Raw genomic sequence first — 18,182 nt, 5'->3', positions numbered from 1 at the left:
GATATCCGGACGAACCTCAGTCGAGCAAGCTCGACTCTACAAAGCAGGGTGGACAGCGCGCAGTCGGGCACAACCCCGCCCAAGGCCTCATAATCACCACACACCCCGCCCGCAACCGCTGAACCGGTTGCCGGCGGGGCGTTTTCGTTTCCGCATCAAGAGACAGGCACACCATGAAGTCGATCTGCGTCTACTGTGGCTCCAACGCCGGCAGCAAGCCGGCCTATACCGAACGCGCCATCGCGCTGGGCGACCGCATCGCCCGTGACGGCATGCGCCTGGTGTATGGCGGCGGCAACGTCGGCCTGATGGGCACCGTGGCCAATGCGGTGCTGGCCGCCGGCGGCGAAGTGACCGGCGTGATTCCGCGCCAGCTGGCCGACTGGGAAGTGGCCCACCGTGGCCTGACCGAACTGGAAATCGTCGGTTCCATGCACGAGCGCAAGTCGCGCATGTTCGATCTGTCCGACGGCTTCGTCGCCCTGCCCGGCGGCTTCGGCACCATGGAAGAAATCTTCGAAATGCTGACCTGGCGCCAGCTGGGCATCGGCAACAAGCCCTGTGCCTTCCTGGACGTGGACGGCTTCTACGCGCCGCTGATCGGCATGATCGATCGCATGGTCGAAGAGCGCTTCCTGCACCCGGAACAGCGCCAGGACCTGTGGTACGGCTCGGACATCGAGGAAATGCTGGTCTGGATGAAGAACTACCAGCCGGCCCAGGCCTCGAAGTGGATCGACGAAAAGCGCCGCGCCGCGCTGCGTTGATGTACCCGCGCGCGGCGGCTCAGGCCACCGCGCGCGTCCACGGCGCCGGGCGCCCCAGCAGGTAGCCCTGGCCGTAATCGCAGCCCAGCTCCAGCAGGCTCTGCCGCTGCGGCTCGGTTTCGATGCCTTCGCCGATGGTTTCAATGCCCAGCGTGCGCGCCAGCGACAACACGCCTTCCACCAGCGCGCGCGTGCTCTGCGCTTCCGGCCCGTGCAGGCCGGCAATGAAGCTCTGGTCGATCTTCAACGTGCTGATCGGGAACCGGTGCAGGTAGGACAGCGCCGAGAAGCCGGTACCGAAATCGTCCAGCTGTACCTGGATGCCGCGCTCGCGCAGGCCCTTCAGCGTGCGCAGCGTATGCGGGCCATCGTCCAGCAGCGCCACTTCGGTGATCTCCAGGCGCAGGCGCCGCGGATCGGCATCGCAGGCTTCCAGCAGGCCGAACAGGCGCGCACTGAAATCGGCCGAGCGGAAATGCCGCGGTGACACGTTCACCGACACATAGCCGCGGCCGCCATCGGCCAGGCCGGCGATCACCTGTTCGTAGATCAGCCAGTCGACCTGCTCGATCAGGCCACTTTCTTCGCCCAGCTCCAGGAACGCGCCGGGCAGCAGCAGGCCACGGCGCTCGTGCTGCCAGCGCAGCAGCGCTTCGTGGCCGACCACTTCGCCGTCGGTCAGGCGCACGATGGGCTGGTAGAACGGCACGAAATCGCGGTTGTTGATCGCCCGCCGCAGGTCCGCTTCCAGGTCCAGGCTGCGCATGGCCTGCTCGCGCATGTCCTCGTCGAAGATCGCGCAGCGGTCGTGGCCCTGCGCCTTGGCGCGGTACATGGCCGCATCGGCATCGCGCAGCAGCTCTTCACCGGTGCGGTAGTGGCTGTTCCACAGGGCAATGCCCAGGCTGCCGGACGGGAACAGCTCGCGCCCGGCAATCCAGACCGATTCCTGCAGCGCCAGCAGCAGCCGCTGGCCGAACTCCAGGGCCTGCGACAGACCGCTGGGGCATTCCAGCAGCACGGCGAATTCGTCGCCACCCAGCCGCGCCACCACGTCGTTGTCACCGGCCATGGAAACGATGCGCTTGGCCACTTCCACCAGCATGCGGTCGCCGGCGGCGTGGCCGATGCTGTCGTTCACCAGCTTGAAGCGGTCCAGGTCCAGGAACAGCACCGCGAACACCGGGCCGCCCTCGCGCCGCGCACGCGCCAGTGCGTCCTGCAGGCGGTCCAGCAGGTGCAGGCGGTTGGGCAGGCCGGTCAGCGCATCGTGCATGGCCTGGTGGGTCAGCCGCTGCTCGGCGCGCAGGCGCTCGGCAATCTGGCCCAGCAGTTTGTCGTTCACCTCGGCCAGTTCGCGGGTGCGCTCTTCCACGCGCTTTTCCAGCTCGGCGTGGGCCAGCCGCAGGTTCTGCTGGTCGCGCTGGCGGGCCAGCCCGGTGCCGATGTTCTGCGCCACGAAGGTCAGCAGGCGCTGGTCGTGCACGCTGAAGGAGATCTGCGCGCTGTAGCTCTGCACCACGATGGCGCCCACTACTTCGTCATCGCGCAGCAGCGGTACGCCCAGCCAGCACTGCGAACGCGCGCCATGCTCGCGCACCTCGCCGGCGTCCAGCAGCGCATCGATCTGCGCGCGCGAGGCCAGCAGCGGGCAGCGGTGGCGTACCACGTACTCGGTCAGGCCGTGGCTGAAGGCGCGCGGTGCCCGGCTGGCGTTGTGCTCGTCCACCGAATAGACGAAATCCAGTCCATTGCCGCGGGCGTTGACCAGCGCGATGTAGAAATTGCGCGCATCCAGCAGGCGCCCGACCACCCCGTGCACCTGGCCGTAGAACTGCGCCAAGCTTTCGGCGGACATGGCCAGTTCGGCAATGTTGTACAGCGCGGTCTGCAGCTGCTCGGCGCGGCGGCGCTCGGACACTTCATCCTGCAGGCTGCGGTTGGCCCGCTGCAGTTCCAGGGTGCGGCGCTCCACCTGCTGCTCCAGCCGCACCTGCGCCTGGCGCCGGTCCATGGCCGTCTGCACGTGCTGGGCCACGAAACCCAGCAGCGCGCGCTCGGCCTCGCCATAGCGCGCGCCGGCTTCATAGCTCTGCACCACGATGGCACCGCAGACCCGGCCGTCGCGCAGCATCGGCACGCCCAGCCAGTCCTCGCTTTCCGGGCCGCGCTGCGGGTCGTGCTCCAGCCCGCCCACCTGCGCCAACAGGGCGCGCGAGGGGCCACTGAGCGGCCGCCCATGCTGCAGCAGCGCCACCGTCAGGCTGTGTGGCATGTCATCGGCGGCGTAGGCACGCGCCGGATCGGCAACGAAATCGTCCAGCTGGTCGGCGAAGTACAGGAAGCGGATCTGCCGGCGCACATCGTCGTATTCCACGATGTAGCAGTTCTCGGCGTACATCAGCGATCCCAGCACGCCGTGCACGTGGCGCAGCATTTCGCCCATTTCCAGATCGGCACCGGCCAGGTCGGCAATCTGGAACAGCGCCTGCTGCAGGCGCTCGGCCTGTTCCAGCGCGCGGATCTGCCCGGCCTGGCGGCCGCGCTGCAGGGCCAGTTCCATCGACTGCCGCGCCATGTCCCACCACGCCGGTGCGGGATCGGCGCCTTGCACCTGCAACCGCAACTGCGCGCCGTCGTGGTCCCACTGCTGGCAGCCGGCATCGACCGCGCAGGGCGAAGACCACAGCACCGCCCCGGCCCCGCCAGCGGCCGGCCACGCGTCCTGGCCGCGGCCCAGCTGCGGGTCGTCCCAGCCCACGCGCACGCTGGCTTCCGCGGGCAGCAGCGCATGCAGCGCGCGCACCAGCGCCGTGCTCAGCACGGCCTCGTGTGGTGATTGCGGCTGCACGCGTTCGGCTTGCATGGACAAAATCACGCTCTCTTGGCACTGCAACGCAGCGCCTCCCCTGAGTCACCGAGCATAGCGCGCCACCGGGGGGGCAATGGAAGCCCAACAACCCCGATTCGCATGGCGGGCCGTTATCGCGTGCACCTTCGAACGCAACGCGCCCTTTGAACGCTGCCCTGCCCCTGCCTGCCACCGGCTATGCGCCACCGCCCGCAGCGCTTACTCTGTGCAGCGTGGACGCCGCCGCCCTGCCAACCGACGAAGCCTTGATGCTGGCCTGGGCCGGTGGCGACCTGCATGCGTTCGAAAGCCTGTATGCGCGGCATCGCAAGCGCCTGTTCGGTTTCCTGCTGCGGCAACTGCGCGACAACGCGCTGGCCGAGGAGATCTTCCAGGACGTCTGGCAACGGGTGATCAGCGCGCGCGCCGGTTGGCAGCCTGATGCCGCATTCAGCACATGGCTGTTCCGCATCGCCCACAACCGGCTGAACGACCACTGGCGCGCGGCGCGCCACCGGCCCGCCGCACCGGCCGATGCCGACCTGCGCCTGGCAGCACTGGAAGATGGGCACACGCCGGAAGCTGAACTGTCTGAATTCGAGCAGCGCCGGCGTATCCAGCGCGCGATGGAAGACCTGCCGCCCGAACAGCGCGAAGTGCTGCAACTGCGGCTGGAACAGGAACTGAGCCTGGAGGAGATCGGCCAGATCACCGGCGTTGGCCGGGAGACCGTGAAATCGCGGCTGCGCTATGCGATGGACAAGCTGCGTGCGGGACTGAACGCATGAACCGAGACGATCCACTGACCCCGGAAGAGCGCGCACTGGCCGGCCTGCTGGGGCGCCGCAGCGAACAGGCGCCGCCGGCATCGCTGGACGCGACCATCCTGGCCGCTGCACGCGCCGCGGTGCAGGACACGGCGGCCCCGGCACAGGGCGCCGCCGCAACGCCGCAGCCGGCTGATCGGGCCCGGCGTGTGCGCAAGGGCGGGCGCTGGCCGGCGGTGTTCGGCATTGCCGCCTCGACCGTGCTGGCCGTGGGCATTGCCTGGCAGATGCGGCCGGAACCCCCTGCACCGCCACCGATGGAAGCCACTGCACCGGCACAGGCCGAACACGCAGCCGCAGACGCCGCAGCGCCCGCGGCTGAGCCTGCGGTGGTCGACCGCGCCGCCGAACCGGCGACCCTGCCGCCCCCACCACCGGCCCAGGCCGCGCCTGCACCGCAGATGGCGCCCGCGCCGGCAGCACCCGAACCGCAACCGGCGGCCGCACCGGTCGCCAAAAATGTTGTTGCGCCACCGGCACCGCCAGCACCGCCGGCGCCCGTGGCGTACGCCGCGCCCGCGCCTGCAGCGGAAGCCGCCGCAGCGGACAGCGCCGAGATGGCCGCCGAAGCAGCACCGGCAGCCGCCGCACGCCAACAGCAGCGCGAAGCACCGGCCGCCTTCAAGGCCAGCCCGGCGCCGGCCAGTGCGCCCGCCGCCCGCGCGCCCGGGGTGATGCTGCGTCGCTCCAGCGATGCCGGACTGAGCGCACAGGACGTACACGCTGAAGTACTGGCCGACGCGAAACTGCCGCGCCGGCAGTGGCTGCAGAAGATCCGCGAGCGCCGCGATGCCGGCCAGCGCGACCTGGCCCGCATCAGCCTGGAGCGCTACCTGCAGCAATACCCGGAATCGCGCCTGCCCAAGGATCTGCGCCCGCTGCTGGACGACTGAGGCAAGCCGGTGGCAACGCCGTAGAATGCGTGCAATGCCCGATACCCTCGCCCAGCCCGTCAGCCATACGCTGGAGATCAAGCACAGCCGCTTCACCGCCCATGCCGCGCCCATCGACAGTGCCGCGGCGGCGTTGGCGTTCCTGCAGCAGGTCGCCGTGGCCGACGCCACCCACAACTGCTGGGCCTACCGGCACGGCCAGGATTACCGGTCCAGCGATGATGGCGAGCCCGCCGGCACGGCCGGGCGGCCGATCCTGGCCGCCATTGATGGCCAGGGCTTTGATCGGGTGGTGGTGGTGGTCACGCGCTGGTACGGCGGCATCAAGCTGGGCGCCGGCGGCCTGGTACGCGCCTATGGCGGTACTGCCGCAGAATGCCTGCGCACCGCGCCACGCCAGCCCCTGGTGGAACTGGCACGGCTGCAACTGGCCGCCGCTTTCGAGGATCTGGGCGCCCTGCACGCTGCCCTGCCCGCGCACGGGGCCGAAAAACGCGATGAACAGTTCGACAGCCACGGTGTGCGGCTGCGGGTGGAATTGCCCGCAGAGCAGGTGGAAGCATTGAAAACGCGCCTGCGCGACGCCACCCGTGATCGTATCCGCATCTACAACGACGACCTGCATGACTGACAAGGACGACGCCACCGCCTCGACCCCGCCGCTGCGCCGCCTGGGCAGCCTGCGCACGCTGTGGCCCTTCGTGCGTCGCCACCGCGGCCTGTTCAGTGCCTGGCTGGTGGCGCTGGCCATCTCCTCGGCGGCCACGCTCAGCCTGCCGCCGGCGGTCAAGCAGATGATCGACCATGGTTTCAGCAGCGGCGGCCAGATCAACCGCGCCTTCGCCCTGTTGATGCTGGTGGCCGTGGTGATGGCCCTGGCCACTGCCGCACGCTTCTACTTTGTATCGCTGCTGGGCGAAAAAGTGGTGGCCGACCTGCGCAGCAAGCTGTACGCACACCTGATCCAGCTGGGCGCCGGTTTCCACGACCGCAGCCGCAGCGGCGAACTGGTCTCGCGGCTGACCGCCGACAGCGAGCTGCTGCGCAGCGTGGTCGGCTCCACCATGTCCGTCGCCCTGCGCAGCAGCGTGACCGTGGTCGGCAGCCTGGGCATGCTGTTCGTCACCAGCCCACGGCTGGCCGCATGGTCACTGCTGGGCATTCCGCTGGCGGTGCTGCCGATCATCATCGGCGCACGCAAGCTGCGCACGGTGGCGCGCAACAGCCAGGACCGCATTGCCGATGCCAACAGCCTGGCCAGCGAAACCCTGGGCGCGGTGCGCACGGTGCAGGCGCATGCACGCGAGCCATACGAACGCGGCCGCTTCGACCACGCACTGGCCGATGCCATCGGTGCCGCGCGCCGGCGCATCGGTGCGCAGTCGCTGGTCACCGCCAGCGCCATCCTGCTGATCTTCGGCGCCATCGTGGGTGTGCTGTGGCTCGGCGCCCACGATGTCATCGCCGGCCGCCTCAGCGCCGGCACCTTGGGCCAGTTCGTGCTGTATGCCCTGATCGGTGGCGGTTCGGTGGGCGCGCTGGCCGAAGTGTGGAACGAACTGCAGCGTGCCGCCGGCGGCATGGGCCGCATTGGCGAGCTGCTGCAGGAAGACATCGAAATCCGCGCGCCCGCGCAGCCGCGTGCGCTGCCGCAGCCGCTGCGCGGCGAGATCCAGTTCAACGATGTGGTGTTCCACTACCCGCAGCGGCCTGACCAGGCCGCACTGGACCACTTCAGCATGCACGTGCGCCCCGGCGAAACCGTGGCCCTGGTCGGTCCCTCCGGCGCCGGCAAGAGTACGGTGCTGTCGATGCTGCTGCGCTTCCACGACCCCGAACAGGGCCGCGTCTGCGTGGACGGCATCGACGTGCGCGAAACCGACCCGGCCGCGCTGCGCGCGCAGTTGGCACTGGTGCCGCAGCAGCCCACGCTGTTCGCTGCCAGCGCGCGCGACAACATCCGTTACGGCCGCCTGCAGGCCAGCGATGCCGAGGTGGAAGACGCCGCCCGCGCCGCCGAAGCCGATGCCTTCCTGCGCGCCCTGCCGCAGGGTTACGACAGCGAACTGGGCGAGCGCGGTGCCCGCCTTTCCGGCGGCCAGCAGCAGCGCGTAGCCATTGCCCGTGCGTTGTTGAAGGATGCACCGATCCTGCTGCTGGACGAAGCCACCAGCGCGCTGGACGCGCAGAGCGAACATGGCGTACAGCAGGCACTGGAACGCCTGATGGCCGGGCGGACCACGCTGGTGATCGCACATCGCCTGGCCACCGTGCTCAAGGCCGATCGCATCGTGGTGATGGACCACGGCCGCATCGTGGCCGAAGGCACCCATGCGCAGCTGTTGGCCGAAGGCGGCCTGTACGCTGAACTGGCGCGCCTGCAGTTCATCGATTGATGACGCCCCGCTAACGGGGGGCAGCCCACGCTGGAATCGCAGCGAACCGGCTGCATGCAGGAGCTGGGCGATGTCGTTCCGTCAGTTTCCCGCCGTGGACAGCCACGGCGAAACCCATGTCATCATCGAATTCAAGCCCGATGCCGATGGCAGCGGGCATGCGTCCGAAGCCACCCCGCGCTACGAACTGGACGATGGCCGGCACCTGGTACGCAACGGCCGCGAATTCACCACCACCGGTGGCGAACTGCACCTGACGATCTGATCGGGCCGCCCGGCATGGCCCGGCCCGGTGACCGGTAGATGTCGACCTTGGTCGACACGGGGGATGCGTCGAGCATGGCTCGACGCTACAAAAATGTGTGGCCAATTTTTCGCCAATCGTCTTGACAGCATTGCCTGCCAAGGGCTGCGCGCGGTTATCCACACCTTTACGCAGAAACCATCCACATCCCCTGTGGATGAATACGACTAGGCCAGCACCCGGCCGATGCCACTGGCATCCACGTCCGCCGCCGCCAGGGCGATGGCAGCGACGTCACTGCCGGCCACGAAGCCGATGCGGAAGTGCACTTCGCCGGCCGGCGTGCGCGAGGAATGGATCGACGCCAGGCTGATGCCATGCTGCTCGAACACGTTCAGCAGTTCGCGCAGCGAGCCGGGGCGATCTTCCGGCAGGTGCACCGACAGCGCGTTGCGCTCGGTCAGGTCGGCCAGCAGGTAACCCACCCGTTCGAAGGTGTAGTTGCCCGCCGCCAGCGCGGGCTCGCCGAACGCCGCGTGGTTGGCCGCCAACGACTGCTCACGGAACGCACCGCGCGCCGCATCGTCGCCCTGCCCCACCTGCTGCTGCAGGCGCTGCAGATGACCGACCAGCTTTTCCAGCATCGGCGCCACATACGGGTTGCCGAACTGGATGTCCTCGTAGATGGACGGGTTCAACGACAGGATGCGCGAAATGATCGCCGTATCCAGCTCGAAGGACGCCGAGCGATACGGCATCATCGCCGCCAGGTCACCCAACTGCGGCTGGTATTCGCGCAGCACGCCGGCTTGGGCCAGATGGGTGGCATGCACCATCGCCTGCACCAGCGCCATCATCTGGTCGTGGTGCTGCGGCGTGGCGCGCACGCACTCGGCCTGAAGGGCGCTGCACAGCGCATCCACCCACGGCTGCCACTGCTGCAGCCGCGCCTCGCAGACCACCATCACCCGGCCTTTCAGCGTGGGCGCCTTCGGCGGCGCGGTCATCGGGTGCAGCCCGACCACCTCGGCCTGCGAGGCCAGCATCGCCTGTACCGGTGCTTCCTTCACCGAGGTCACGTCCAGCCACAGGCGCCCGGCCTCGCGCCCGCCCGACTGTTCCACGTAGCGGGCAATCAGCGCCGGCGTATGCCGGATCGGTGCGGAGAACACCAGCACGTCGGCCTGTGCCAGCAGCTGCTCCGGCGAATGTGAGGTGGGGTCGGCCGGGTCGTGGCCGATCACCTGCAGCTGCATGTGCTGCTGGAAGAAACGGGTCAGCCAGCGCCCGTAGGCGCCGGCGCTGCCAACGATGCCGACCGTGCGCGGCGTGCGTGCCTGCGAAGCGGTCATGCCAGCCGTTCGGCCTGGAAGCGGGCGCCGTCGGCCAGCGCAGCCGGGGCCGCGGCAATCACATCGAACTCCTCGAAGCCCTGCGCCAGCGTCGCCTCGAGCGCCGCATGGGTGCCGGCCACGGCACGCGAGATCGCCTGCTGCATCGATTCACCACGCAGCAGGAACGACACGACCAGGGCCATCAGCACATCGCCGGTGCCGGCCACATCCACCGGCAGCAGCGGCGAGGTCCAGCGCCAGGTTTCCTCACGGCCCACGGCCAGGGTGACCAGTTCGCCCGGGTTGCCGCCAACGCTGTGCGCGATCACCCATTGCGGGCCGCGATCAAGCAGCGTGCGCGCGGCGGCAATGGCATCGGCCTCGGCCAGCGCGGGCATGCCGGTCAAGCGATTCAGCTCGAAGGCATTGGGCGTGACCAGCCAGGCGTGCGGCAGCAGCCGTTCGGCGAAGATGGCTTCCAGCCCCGGCTCCACGTAGGGACCGGTATGGGTATCGCCGATCACCGGGTCCAGGCAGTAGCGCAGTTGCGGGCAGGCGGGCAGCAGGGTGTCCAGCCAGTCGGCGAACGCCGCGCCATTGGCGGCGCTGCCGAAGTAGCCCGAGACCAGCATCTTCGCCCGTTTCGGCAGGCCACGTTCGGCGGCACCTTGCAGCAGGTCGGCGAACCAGTCAGCGGGCAGCACGCGGCCGCGGGTGGTGTCGTAGAACGGCGCGTTGCTGAGCAGGACGGTCGGCACTTCGGCCACGCGAAGGCCCAGCGCACGCATCGGCGGCACCGCGGCGCTGTTGCCGGCGTGGCCGTAGACCAGTTGCGACTGGACCGAAATGACGTCGATCGGCGAGGGCCCGTCGGGCCGCTGGCGACGACCGTGGAGCAAGTGGTTTTCGAGGGATTCGCTCATCCCCGCATTCTACGCCCAAGGGAGTTTTCGGCAGGGCTTGCAGCCCTGCACCTGCTTCAAAGCAACGGCAACAGCCAAAGCAACAGCAACAGCCGCATTCCGGGGGATGGCGGGGCGGTGTGGGTGGGCAGGACACGCCGTGAATCCATCCATGGAGGCTCGTAGGCGCCATCCATGGCGCCTGCGGTCCTGCCCACCCACACCGCCCCACCTCTCACACATTCCGCGTGCTGTTGGTCGGCACATCTGTCGGATATCGAAGGAATTCATCCACGCATGGCGTGGATCTACTAAGACGCGCGGCTGTTGGTAGGTGTCGACCTTGGTCGACACAGTAGATCCACGCCATGCGTGGATGAAACCTGTCAAATATCGACATTCAAAATGGGGTCGGAGCCCGTTGCGCAGCAACGGGATCCGACCCCGTGTGGTTCCGACAGATCGCAGGAAACTGTCGAAGGCGGGGTGGGTCCGGTTGAGGGGGCGTGAGCCGCATGGATGCGGCGACCGAGCTTACAGGGACGTACTTGCAGCGTCCCCCTCAACCGGACCCACCCCGCCATCCCACGGAATGCCCGCTTTTGACGTTGACGTTGCTCCAAGCAGGTGCAGGGCTGCAAGCCCTGCAAACAACCCTCCCCCTCAGTGTGCAGCCGGCCGCGACGGTGGCAGCCAGGCGGCGACGATGCCCAGCAGCGGCAGGAACGCGGTCAACTGGTAGACGAACTCAATGCTGGTCTTGTCCGCCAGCAGGCCCAGCACCGCCGCACCCAGCCCGCCCATGCCGAAGGCAAAACCGAAGAACAACCCCGACACCATGCCGATCCGGTGCGGCATCATTTCCTGCGCATAGACCACGATGGCCGAGAACGCCGACGACAGCACGAAACCGATCAGCACCGCCAGCACCGTGGTCCACAACAGATCGGCATGCGGCAACGCCAGCGCGAACGGCGCCACGCCCAGGATCGAGGCCCAGATGATCGGCTTGCGGCCAATGCGGTCACCCAGCGGCCCGCCCAGGAAGCCACCCGCCGCCGATGCCACCAGGAACGCGAACAGATGCAGCTGCGCCTGCGCCACCGGAATTCCGAAATGGTGGATCAGATAGAAGGTGAAGTAGCTGCCGATGCTGGCCATGTAGAAGTACTTGCTGAAGATCAGCACCAGCAGGATGGCCATCACCCGCGCCACCGTGCGCCGGGGATGACGCGGGGCGACCGGGCCCTGCCCGGCCGGCCGCGGCGTACCCAAGTGCAACGCGTACCAGCGGCTGACATAGGTCAGCAGGGCAATGCCGATCAGCGCCGCGCCGGCAAACCACGAGGCGGCGTGCTGGCCGTACGGCACGATCACCGCCGCGGCGATCAGCGGGCCCAGCGCGGTACCGAAATTGCCGCCGACCTGGAACACCGATTGCGCGAAGCCATGACGGCCGCCCGACGCCAGGCGCGCGATGCGTGAGGCTTCCGGGTGGAAGATGGCCGAGCCGACGCCCACCAGCGCCGCGGCCAGCAGCACCATGGCGTAGTTCGGTGCGAAGCCCAGCAGCAGCATGCCGCACAGGGTCGAGGCCATGCCGATCGGCAGCGAATACGGCGCCGGCTTGCGGTCGGTGGCCAGGCCCACCAGCGGCTGGAAGATCGACGCAGTCAGCTGATAGGTGAGCGTGATCAGGCCGATCTGGGTGAAGCTGAGGTTGAAACCGCCCTTGATGACCGGATAGATGGCCAGGATCAGCGACTGCATCATGTCGTTGACCACGTGGGAGGTGGAAATCGCCGCCAGCACGCCCGGGGACGTGCTGCGGGTGCGTGGAACCGGGGAAGCCAGGCTGGACATGGTGCGCAGTCAGGATGGGGCGAGCCACGCATGCTACGGTGCCCGTCCCTTCCCTTCCGCCGCGTTCTGGTCATGCCATATCGCAAAAAGGACACCCCCTGCGCGATCCGGGAGTCCGCGCCCTGGAACGAGGTGCCCGGCCACCGGCCGGTGACCTGCCGGGTGAAGGACTATCCCGCCGGCACCCGGGTGTCGCCGCACCGGCATCGCCGCCACCAGCTGGTCTATGCCATGTCGGGCCTGATGGTGGTGCGCTCGGAAGTGGGCCGCTGGGTGGTACCGTCCACCCGCGCGATCTGGATGCCGGCCGGCATGGCGCACGGGGTGGACTGCATTGCCGATGTGCACATGCGCAGCCTGTATATCGATCCTGCCTTCGCCCCGCAGCTGGCCACCGAACCGTTCGCGGTGCAGGTGGCGCCACTGCTGCGCGAACTGCTGCACGCGGCCAGCCAGATCCAGGGCGAGCACGAAGACGACAGCCGCGACGGCCGCGTGGTGCGCCTGCTGCTGGACGAACTGCATCGCATGGATGTGCTGCCGCTGCACCTGCCAACGCCGGCCGACCCGCGCCTGCAGCGCATCTGCCAGCACATCCAGAAGCACCCCGGCGACGAGGCCACGCTGCAGGACTGGGCGCAGGCGCTGGCGGTGGACGTGAAAACCATCCAGCGCCATTTCGCCAGCGAGCTGGGCATGACCTTCGGCCAATGGCGGCAGCAGGCCCGCCTGCTGGCGGCGATGGAGCGCCTGGCGGTGGGCGAAAAGGTGATCGATGTGGCGCTGGCGATGGGCTATGACAGCCCCAGCGCGTTCACCAGCATGTTCAAGCGGCAGCTGGGGCAGACGCCGGCGGCGTTTTTCCGTTGATCCCTCGAACCACATCCACGCATGGCGTGGATCTACCTGAGAACAGTCCCCTGGTAGCGCCGGGCCATGCCCGGCGGAATGCGTGCGATGTCCACAAACAGAAACGCCGGGCATGGCCCGGCGTTACCGTTCACCGTCTGCGGTGAATCCTCAGGACGTCATCCGGTCCCAGAAGCCCTTTACACCGTCCATGAAGGTGGCCGACTTCGGCGAGTGCTTGCGCGCGTCTTCGCCGTTGAAGGTTGCCTCGAACTGCTCCAGCAGCTTGCGCTGGTCGGCGGTCAGGTTCACCGGGGTTTCCACCACCACGCGGCAGTACAGGTCGCCTTCGCTGCGGCTGCGCACCGAACGCACGCCCTTGCCGCGCAGGCGGAACAGCTTGCCGGTCTGGGTTTCGGCCGGAATGCGGATTTCCGCTTCGCCGCCCAGGGTGGCCACGCGCACGGTATCGCCCAGCGCGGCCTGCGAAATGCGGATCGGCACTTCGCAGTGCAGGTCGTCGCCGTCGCGCTGGAAGATCGCATGCTCGCGCACGCGCACTTCCACGTACAGGTCGCCCGGCGGCGTACCGGCCGGACCGGCTTCGCCTTCGCCGGACAGGCGGATACGGTCACCGGTATCGACGCCGGCCGGCACCTTCACCGACAGCACCTTGTCTTCTTCCACCCGGCCGTTGCCGTGGCAGGTCTTGCACGGCTTGGCGATGATCTGGCCGCGGCCGTTGCAGTTGTGGCAGGCCTGCTGCATGGCGAAGATGCCGCGCTGGATGCGCACCTGGCCACGGCCATGGCAGACGTTGCAGGTCTCGACCTTGCCGTCTTCCGAGCCACTGCCATCGCAGTCGCCGCACTCGGCCAGGGTCGGAATCTCGATGCGGCGCTCGACGCCACGCACCGCTTCTTCCAGGTCCAGCTCCATCACGTAGCCGATGTCGGCACCGCGACGGGCCTGGCGCGGGCCCGCACCGCCGCCACCGAAAATATTGCCGAAGATATCGCCGAAGATATCGTTCATGTCCGGGCCGCCCGGACCACCGCCACCGCCCATGCCGTGCTCGAACGCGGCGTGGCCGTGGGCATCGTACATGCGGCGCTTGTTGCCGTCGGACAGCGTTTCGTAGGCTTCCTTGCACTCCTTGAAGGAGGCTTCGGCCGCCGCATCACCCGGGTTGCGGTCCGGATGGAATTTCATCGCGCAGCGACGGTAGGCCTTCTTCAGCTCTTCGTCGGTGGCGGTGCGGGCAACGCCCAGCACTTCGTAGTAATCGCGCTTGCTCATAGGGTGGATCAGCTTCCGGAAAGTCGGGATTCGTCAAAGCGGAAGAGCGGAACCAGGTCCGCTCTTGCGTCGGGCGCCCCGACACGCCGGGTGGCGGTCAGGACCCTGATGCGACAACGGGACGCTGCCAGGCAGCGCCCCGTGTCGGTCCGGATCAGGACTTCTTGTCGTCCTTGACTTCGGTGAACTCGGCGTCCACCACGTCGTCCTGCGCCTTGCCCGCGTTGCCGGCGTCGGCACCCGGGGCACCGCCCTGGTCGGCCGAAGCAGCGGCGAACAGCGCCTGGCCGGCTTCTTCCAGCACCTTCGACTTGGCTTCGATCTGTGCCTTGTCGTCGCCCTTCATCGCGGTTTCCAGATCGGCCAGGGCCGCTTCCACCTTGCCGATGACATCGCCGCCCACCTTGCTGCCGTGCTCGGTGATGGCGCTGCGGGTGCCGTGGATCAGGGCATCGGCCTGGTTACGGGCCTGCACCAGTTCCTGGAACTTCTTGTCTTCTTCGCGGTTGGCTTCGGCATCGGCCACCATGCGCGCGATTTCTTCCTCGGACAGACCCGAACCGGCCTTGATCTCGACCTTCTGTTCCTTGTTGGTCTTCTTGTCCTTGGCCGACACGTGCAGGATGCCGTTGGCGTCGATGTCGAAGGACACTTCCACCTGCGGCAGGCCTCGCGGGGCCGGCTCGATGCCGGACAGGTCGAACTTGGCCAGCGACTTGTTGAAGCGGGCCTGTTCGCGCTCACCCTGCAGCACGTGCACGGTCACGGCCGACTGGTTGTCCTCGGCGGTGGAGAACACCTGCGAAGCCTTGGTCGGGATGGTGGTGTTCTTTTCGATGATCTTGGTGAACACGCCGCCCATGGTTTCGATGCCCAGCGACAGCGGGGTCACGTCCAGCAGCAGCACGTCCTTCACGTCGCCGCCCAGCACGCCGCCCTGGATCGCCGCACCCAGTGCCACGGCTTCGTCCGGGTTGACGTCCTTGCGCGGTTCCTTGCCGAAGAACTCGGTCACCGCCTGCTGCACCTTCGGCATGCGGGTCTGGCCACCGACCAGGATCACTTCACTGATGTCGCTCGAACGCAGGCCGGCATCGTTCAGGGCCACGCGGCACGGCTCGATCGACTTCTTGATCAGGTCTTCCACCAGCGCTTCCAGCTTGGCGCGGGTCAGCTTGATGTTCAGGTGCTTCGGACCGGAGGCGTCGGCCGTGACGTACGGCAGGTTCACTTCGGTCTGCTGGGCGCTGGACAGCTCGATCTTGGCGCGCTCGGCGGCGTCCTTCAGGCGCTGCAGGGCCAGCGGATCCTTGCGCAGGTCGATGCCCTGGTCCTTGTTGAACTCTTCAACCAGGTATTCGATGACGCGGTTGTCGAAGTCTTCGCCGCCCAGGAAGGTGTCGCCGTTGGTGGCCAGCACTTCGAACTGCTTTTCACCATCGACGTTGGCGATTTCGATCACCGAGACGTCGAAGGTGCCGCCGCCCAGGTCGTACACCACGATCTTGCGATCCTTGTTGTCACCCTTGTCCAGGCCATAGGCCAGCGCGGCCGCGGTGGGCTCGTTGATGATGCGCTTGACGTCCAGACCGGCGATGCGGCCGGCGTCCTTGGTCGCCTGGCGCTGGCTGTCGTTGAAGTAGGCCGGCACGGTGATGACCGCTTCGGTGACCTTCTCACCGAGGAAGTCCTCGGCGGTCTTCTTCATCTTTTCCAGCACCTTGGCCGAGATTTCCTGCGGGGCCATCTTCTTGCCGTCGCTGGTGGCCACCCAGGCATCGCCATTGTCATGGGCCAGGATGCTGTACGGGACGTGGGCGATGTCCTTCTGCACTTCGGCGTCGGTGAACTTGCGGCCGATCAGGCGCTTCACCGCGTAGAAGGTGTTCTTGGGGTTGGTCACGGCCTGGCGCTTGGCCGAGGCACCGACCAGCACTTCGCCGTCCTTGGTGTAGGCGACGATCGACGGGGTGGTGCGATCGCCTTCCGAATTCTCGATGACGCGGGCCTTGCCGCCGTCCATGATCGCCACGCACGAGTTGGTGGTGCCGAGGTCGATACCAATGATCTTGCCCATGGGGGAGACTCCTGAAGAATGCTTGTTGGGTTCAGTCCGGCCGTTGTGCCGGTGGATGAATGGGATGTGGGGGAGGCTCGTGGAACATTCAAGCCATCCCCCGAACGCTGTGTTCAGCGCCTGGAAAACATTGCGGGGGCGGGTAGCGCCGGGCCATGCCCGGCGGCCGTTCGCCTCGGACGCCGGGTCAGTCGGCGGCCACCACCACCAGCGCCGGCCGCAGCAGGCGCTCGTTCAGCAGGTAGCCCTTCTGGAACACGGTGACCACGCTGCCGGGGGCGGCGCCGGGGGTCGGCACCTGGCTGATGGCCTGGTGGTGTTCCGGGTTGAACGGCTGGCCGGTCGGGTCCAGCAGGACCAGGCCATTGTCGGCGGCGACCTTCAGCAGCTGCTTGTAGGTCAGCTCCAGGCCCTCGCGCAGCGGATGGGCGTCATCGCCAGCGGCCTTCAGGCCGGCATCCAGGCTGTCGAACACCGGCAGCAGCTCGCCCAGCAGCTTTTCGTTGGCGAACTTGCGGGCCTGCTCGATGTCGCGGGCCACACGCTTGCGCTGGTTGTCCAGATCGGCGCGTTCACGCAGGGCGTCGGCCTTGATCTGCTCGATCTCGGCGCGCAGGCGCTCGGTTTCGTCACTCACGCCGGCCGCAGCCGCTGCATCGGCCGCGCTCTGCTGGGATTCGATATCGGGGTTTTCGTGGTTCATGTCTGGGTCCCTGGCGGTCACAGCCCGCCTCCACCCACCCTAGTGTGGGCGGGATGCTGCGTTTCAAGCGTCGGATGTGCCCGGGGCGCGTCCGGACGGCGAAAAGGCCGCGCCCAGCACGTCGGCGGTGGCCTGCACCAGTGGAATCATGCGGTCGTAGGCCATGCGCTTGGGCCCGATCACCCCCAGCACGCCCAGCACCTGGCCATTGGCGGTATAGGGCGCGGTGACCAGCGAGACGCCCTGCAGCGGCATCATGCCGGTCTCTTCGCCAATGAAGATGCGCACGCCCGGGGCCTGGATGGTCCGTTCCAGCAGCTGCAGGATCTCGCGCTTGCTGGAAAACAGCTCGAACAGCTCGCGCAGCCGCTCCAGGTCGGACAGGTCCTGCACCCCCATCAGCCGGGTCTGCCCGGCCACCAGCATGTCGTCGGCCGGCGGCTGCAGGGCTTGCTCGGCCAGCTCGATGCTGTGCGCCAGCAGCTGCTCCAGCTCGGAACGGGCATCGCGCAGCTCCAGCAGCAGGCGGGTGCGGATCTCGGCCAGCGGCAGGCCGGCGAAATGCGCGTTCAGGTAATTGGCGACCTGTTCCAGCTGGCCCGGGGCGAAGTCCTGGCGGGTCTCGATCACCCGGTTCTGCACTTCATTGTCGGCAAACACCAGGATGGCCAGCACCCGGCGCCCGTCCAGGGCCACGAAATCGATCTGCCGGAAGGCGAACTGCTCGCGCCGCGGCGCGCTGACCACACCGACGAAATGGCTCATGGCCGACAGCAGCTCCGAAGCGCTGCCCAGCAGGGCCTGGGTGCTGCCGCCGCCGGCCAGTTCCAGGCGCAGGCGGGCCAGCTCGCCCTCGCCCGGCGGCTGCATCTGCAGCAGGCTGTCGACGAACACCCGGTAGCCATGGGCGGTTGGAATGCGCCCGGCCGAGGTATGCGGCGAGGCCAGCAGGCCCAGGTCTTCCAGGTCGCCCAGGATGTTGCGGATGGTGGCCGGACTGACTTCCAGCCCGGCCACGCGCGCCAGTGTCTGCGAGCCCACCGGCTCACCGTCCTGGATGTAACGCGCGATCAGCGTGCGCAGCAGATGGCGCGCACGCGGGGCAAGCTGGTCAGCGGAACCGTGCATGGAATCAACCTGTGAGACACGGACACTAGATAATGGCGGTGCGTCGCCT

General features: G+C 67.9%; 15 protein-coding genes. 7 read left to right on the top strand and 8 right to left on the bottom strand.

Annotation, left to right across the window (positions count from 1 at the left end; all coding sequences use genetic code 11):
• Positions 1-173: 173 nt before the first annotated feature.
• Entirely contained in the window at positions 174-767 is a 594-nt protein-coding gene (locus C1930_RS08455) for a TIGR00730 family Rossman fold protein (protein WP_108749348.1), read from the top strand.
• 19 nt (positions 768-786) lie between these two features.
• On the opposite strand, the gene C1930_RS08450 is transcribed toward C1930_RS08455, so the two are convergent.
• Positions 787-3,633 (bottom strand): EAL domain-containing protein, encoded by a 2,847-nt coding sequence (locus C1930_RS08450; RefSeq protein ID WP_108771481.1) that lies wholly within the window; start codon positions 3,631-3,633, stop codon positions 787-789.
• Positions 3,634-3,887: 254 nt separating this feature from the next.
• Here C1930_RS08450 and C1930_RS08445 point away from each other — a divergent pair, with 254 nt between their 5' ends.
• The 5 genes from C1930_RS08445 to C1930_RS08425 all read left to right on the top strand — a co-directional run bounded on the left by C1930_RS08445 (position 3,888) and on the right by C1930_RS08425 (position 7,999).
• Positions 3,888-4,406, top strand: a complete 519-nt coding sequence (locus C1930_RS08445; protein ID WP_234412775.1) for an RNA polymerase sigma factor — start codon at positions 3,888-3,890, stop codon at positions 4,404-4,406.
• Positions 4,403-5,338 carry a hypothetical protein gene (locus C1930_RS08440; RefSeq protein WP_108771480.1) on the top strand — a complete coding sequence of 312 codons (936 nt, stop codon included), beginning with the start codon at positions 4,403-4,405 and terminating at the stop codon, positions 5,336-5,338. Before C1930_RS08445 ends, C1930_RS08440 begins: the two co-directional genes overlap by 4 nt.
• A 34-nt stretch (positions 5,339-5,372) precedes the next feature.
• Entirely contained in the window at positions 5,373-5,969 is a 597-nt protein-coding gene (locus C1930_RS08435; protein WP_108771479.1) for a YigZ family protein, read from the top strand.
• Positions 5,962-7,734, top strand: coding sequence for an ABC transporter transmembrane domain-containing protein (locus tag C1930_RS08430; RefSeq protein ID WP_108771478.1), 1,773 nt, complete (start codon positions 5,962-5,964; stop codon positions 7,732-7,734). The genes C1930_RS08435 and C1930_RS08430 overlap by 8 nt, the downstream gene beginning before the upstream one ends.
• Positions 7,735-7,804: 70 nt before the next feature.
• Positions 7,805-7,999, top strand: a complete 195-nt coding sequence (locus C1930_RS08425) for a hypothetical protein (RefSeq protein WP_108755956.1) — start codon at positions 7,805-7,807, stop codon at positions 7,997-7,999.
• Positions 8,000-8,205: 206 nt separating this feature from the next.
• Here C1930_RS08425 and C1930_RS08420 read toward each other — a convergent pair whose 3' ends face one another.
• The 3 genes from C1930_RS08420 to C1930_RS08410 all read right to left on the bottom strand — a co-directional run bounded on the left by C1930_RS08420 (position 8,206) and on the right by C1930_RS08410 (position 12,077).
• Positions 8,206-9,330 carry a prephenate dehydrogenase gene (locus tag C1930_RS08420; protein ID WP_108771477.1) on the bottom strand — a complete coding sequence of 375 codons (1,125 nt, stop codon included), beginning with the start codon at positions 9,328-9,330 and terminating at the stop codon, positions 8,206-8,208.
• A complete protein-coding gene (gene pdxY, locus C1930_RS08415) occupies positions 9,327-10,235 on the bottom strand; it encodes a pyridoxal kinase (RefSeq protein ID WP_108771476.1) in 909 nt (302 codons plus the stop codon). The genes C1930_RS08420 and pdxY overlap by 4 nt, the downstream gene beginning before the upstream one ends.
• A gap of 642 nt (positions 10,236-10,877) precedes the next feature.
• Positions 10,878-12,077 (bottom strand): MFS transporter, encoded by a 1,200-nt coding sequence (locus C1930_RS08410; RefSeq protein ID WP_108755953.1) that lies wholly within the window; start codon positions 12,075-12,077, stop codon positions 10,878-10,880.
• A gap of 72 nt (positions 12,078-12,149) precedes the next feature.
• On the opposite strand from C1930_RS08410, the gene C1930_RS08405 reads away from it, so the two are divergent.
• Positions 12,150-12,947, top strand: a complete 798-nt coding sequence (locus C1930_RS08405) for a helix-turn-helix transcriptional regulator (RefSeq protein ID WP_108752823.1) — start codon at positions 12,150-12,152, stop codon at positions 12,945-12,947.
• 150 nt (positions 12,948-13,097) lie between these two features.
• Here the strand turns inward: C1930_RS08405 and dnaJ are convergent, their stop codons facing one another.
• The 4 genes from dnaJ to hrcA form a co-directional block, all read right to left on the bottom strand.
• Positions 13,098-14,225, bottom strand: a complete 1,128-nt coding sequence (gene dnaJ, locus C1930_RS08400; protein WP_108749336.1) for a molecular chaperone DnaJ — start codon at positions 14,223-14,225, stop codon at positions 13,098-13,100.
• Between the two features lie 154 nt (positions 14,226-14,379).
• Positions 14,380-16,302 carry a molecular chaperone DnaK gene (gene dnaK, locus C1930_RS08395; RefSeq protein WP_108749335.1) on the bottom strand — a complete coding sequence of 641 codons (1,923 nt, stop codon included), beginning with the start codon at positions 16,300-16,302 and terminating at the stop codon, positions 14,380-14,382.
• A gap of 187 nt (positions 16,303-16,489) precedes the next feature.
• Positions 16,490-17,005 carry a nucleotide exchange factor GrpE gene (gene grpE / locus C1930_RS08390; RefSeq protein WP_108749334.1) on the bottom strand — a complete coding sequence of 172 codons (516 nt, stop codon included), beginning with the start codon at positions 17,003-17,005 and terminating at the stop codon, positions 16,490-16,492.
• A gap of 63 nt (positions 17,006-17,068) precedes the next feature.
• A complete protein-coding gene (gene hrcA, locus C1930_RS08385) occupies positions 17,069-18,133 on the bottom strand; it encodes a heat-inducible transcriptional repressor HrcA (protein WP_108771475.1) in 1,065 nt (354 codons plus the stop codon).
• Positions 18,134-18,182 lie beyond the last annotated feature (49 nt).

Source organism: Stenotrophomonas sp. SAU14A_NAIMI4_8 (assembly GCF_003086695.1).
GTDB lineage: Bacteria > Pseudomonadota > Gammaproteobacteria > Xanthomonadales > Xanthomonadaceae > Stenotrophomonas.
This window is presented reverse-complemented; position numbering and strand designations above follow the sequence as displayed.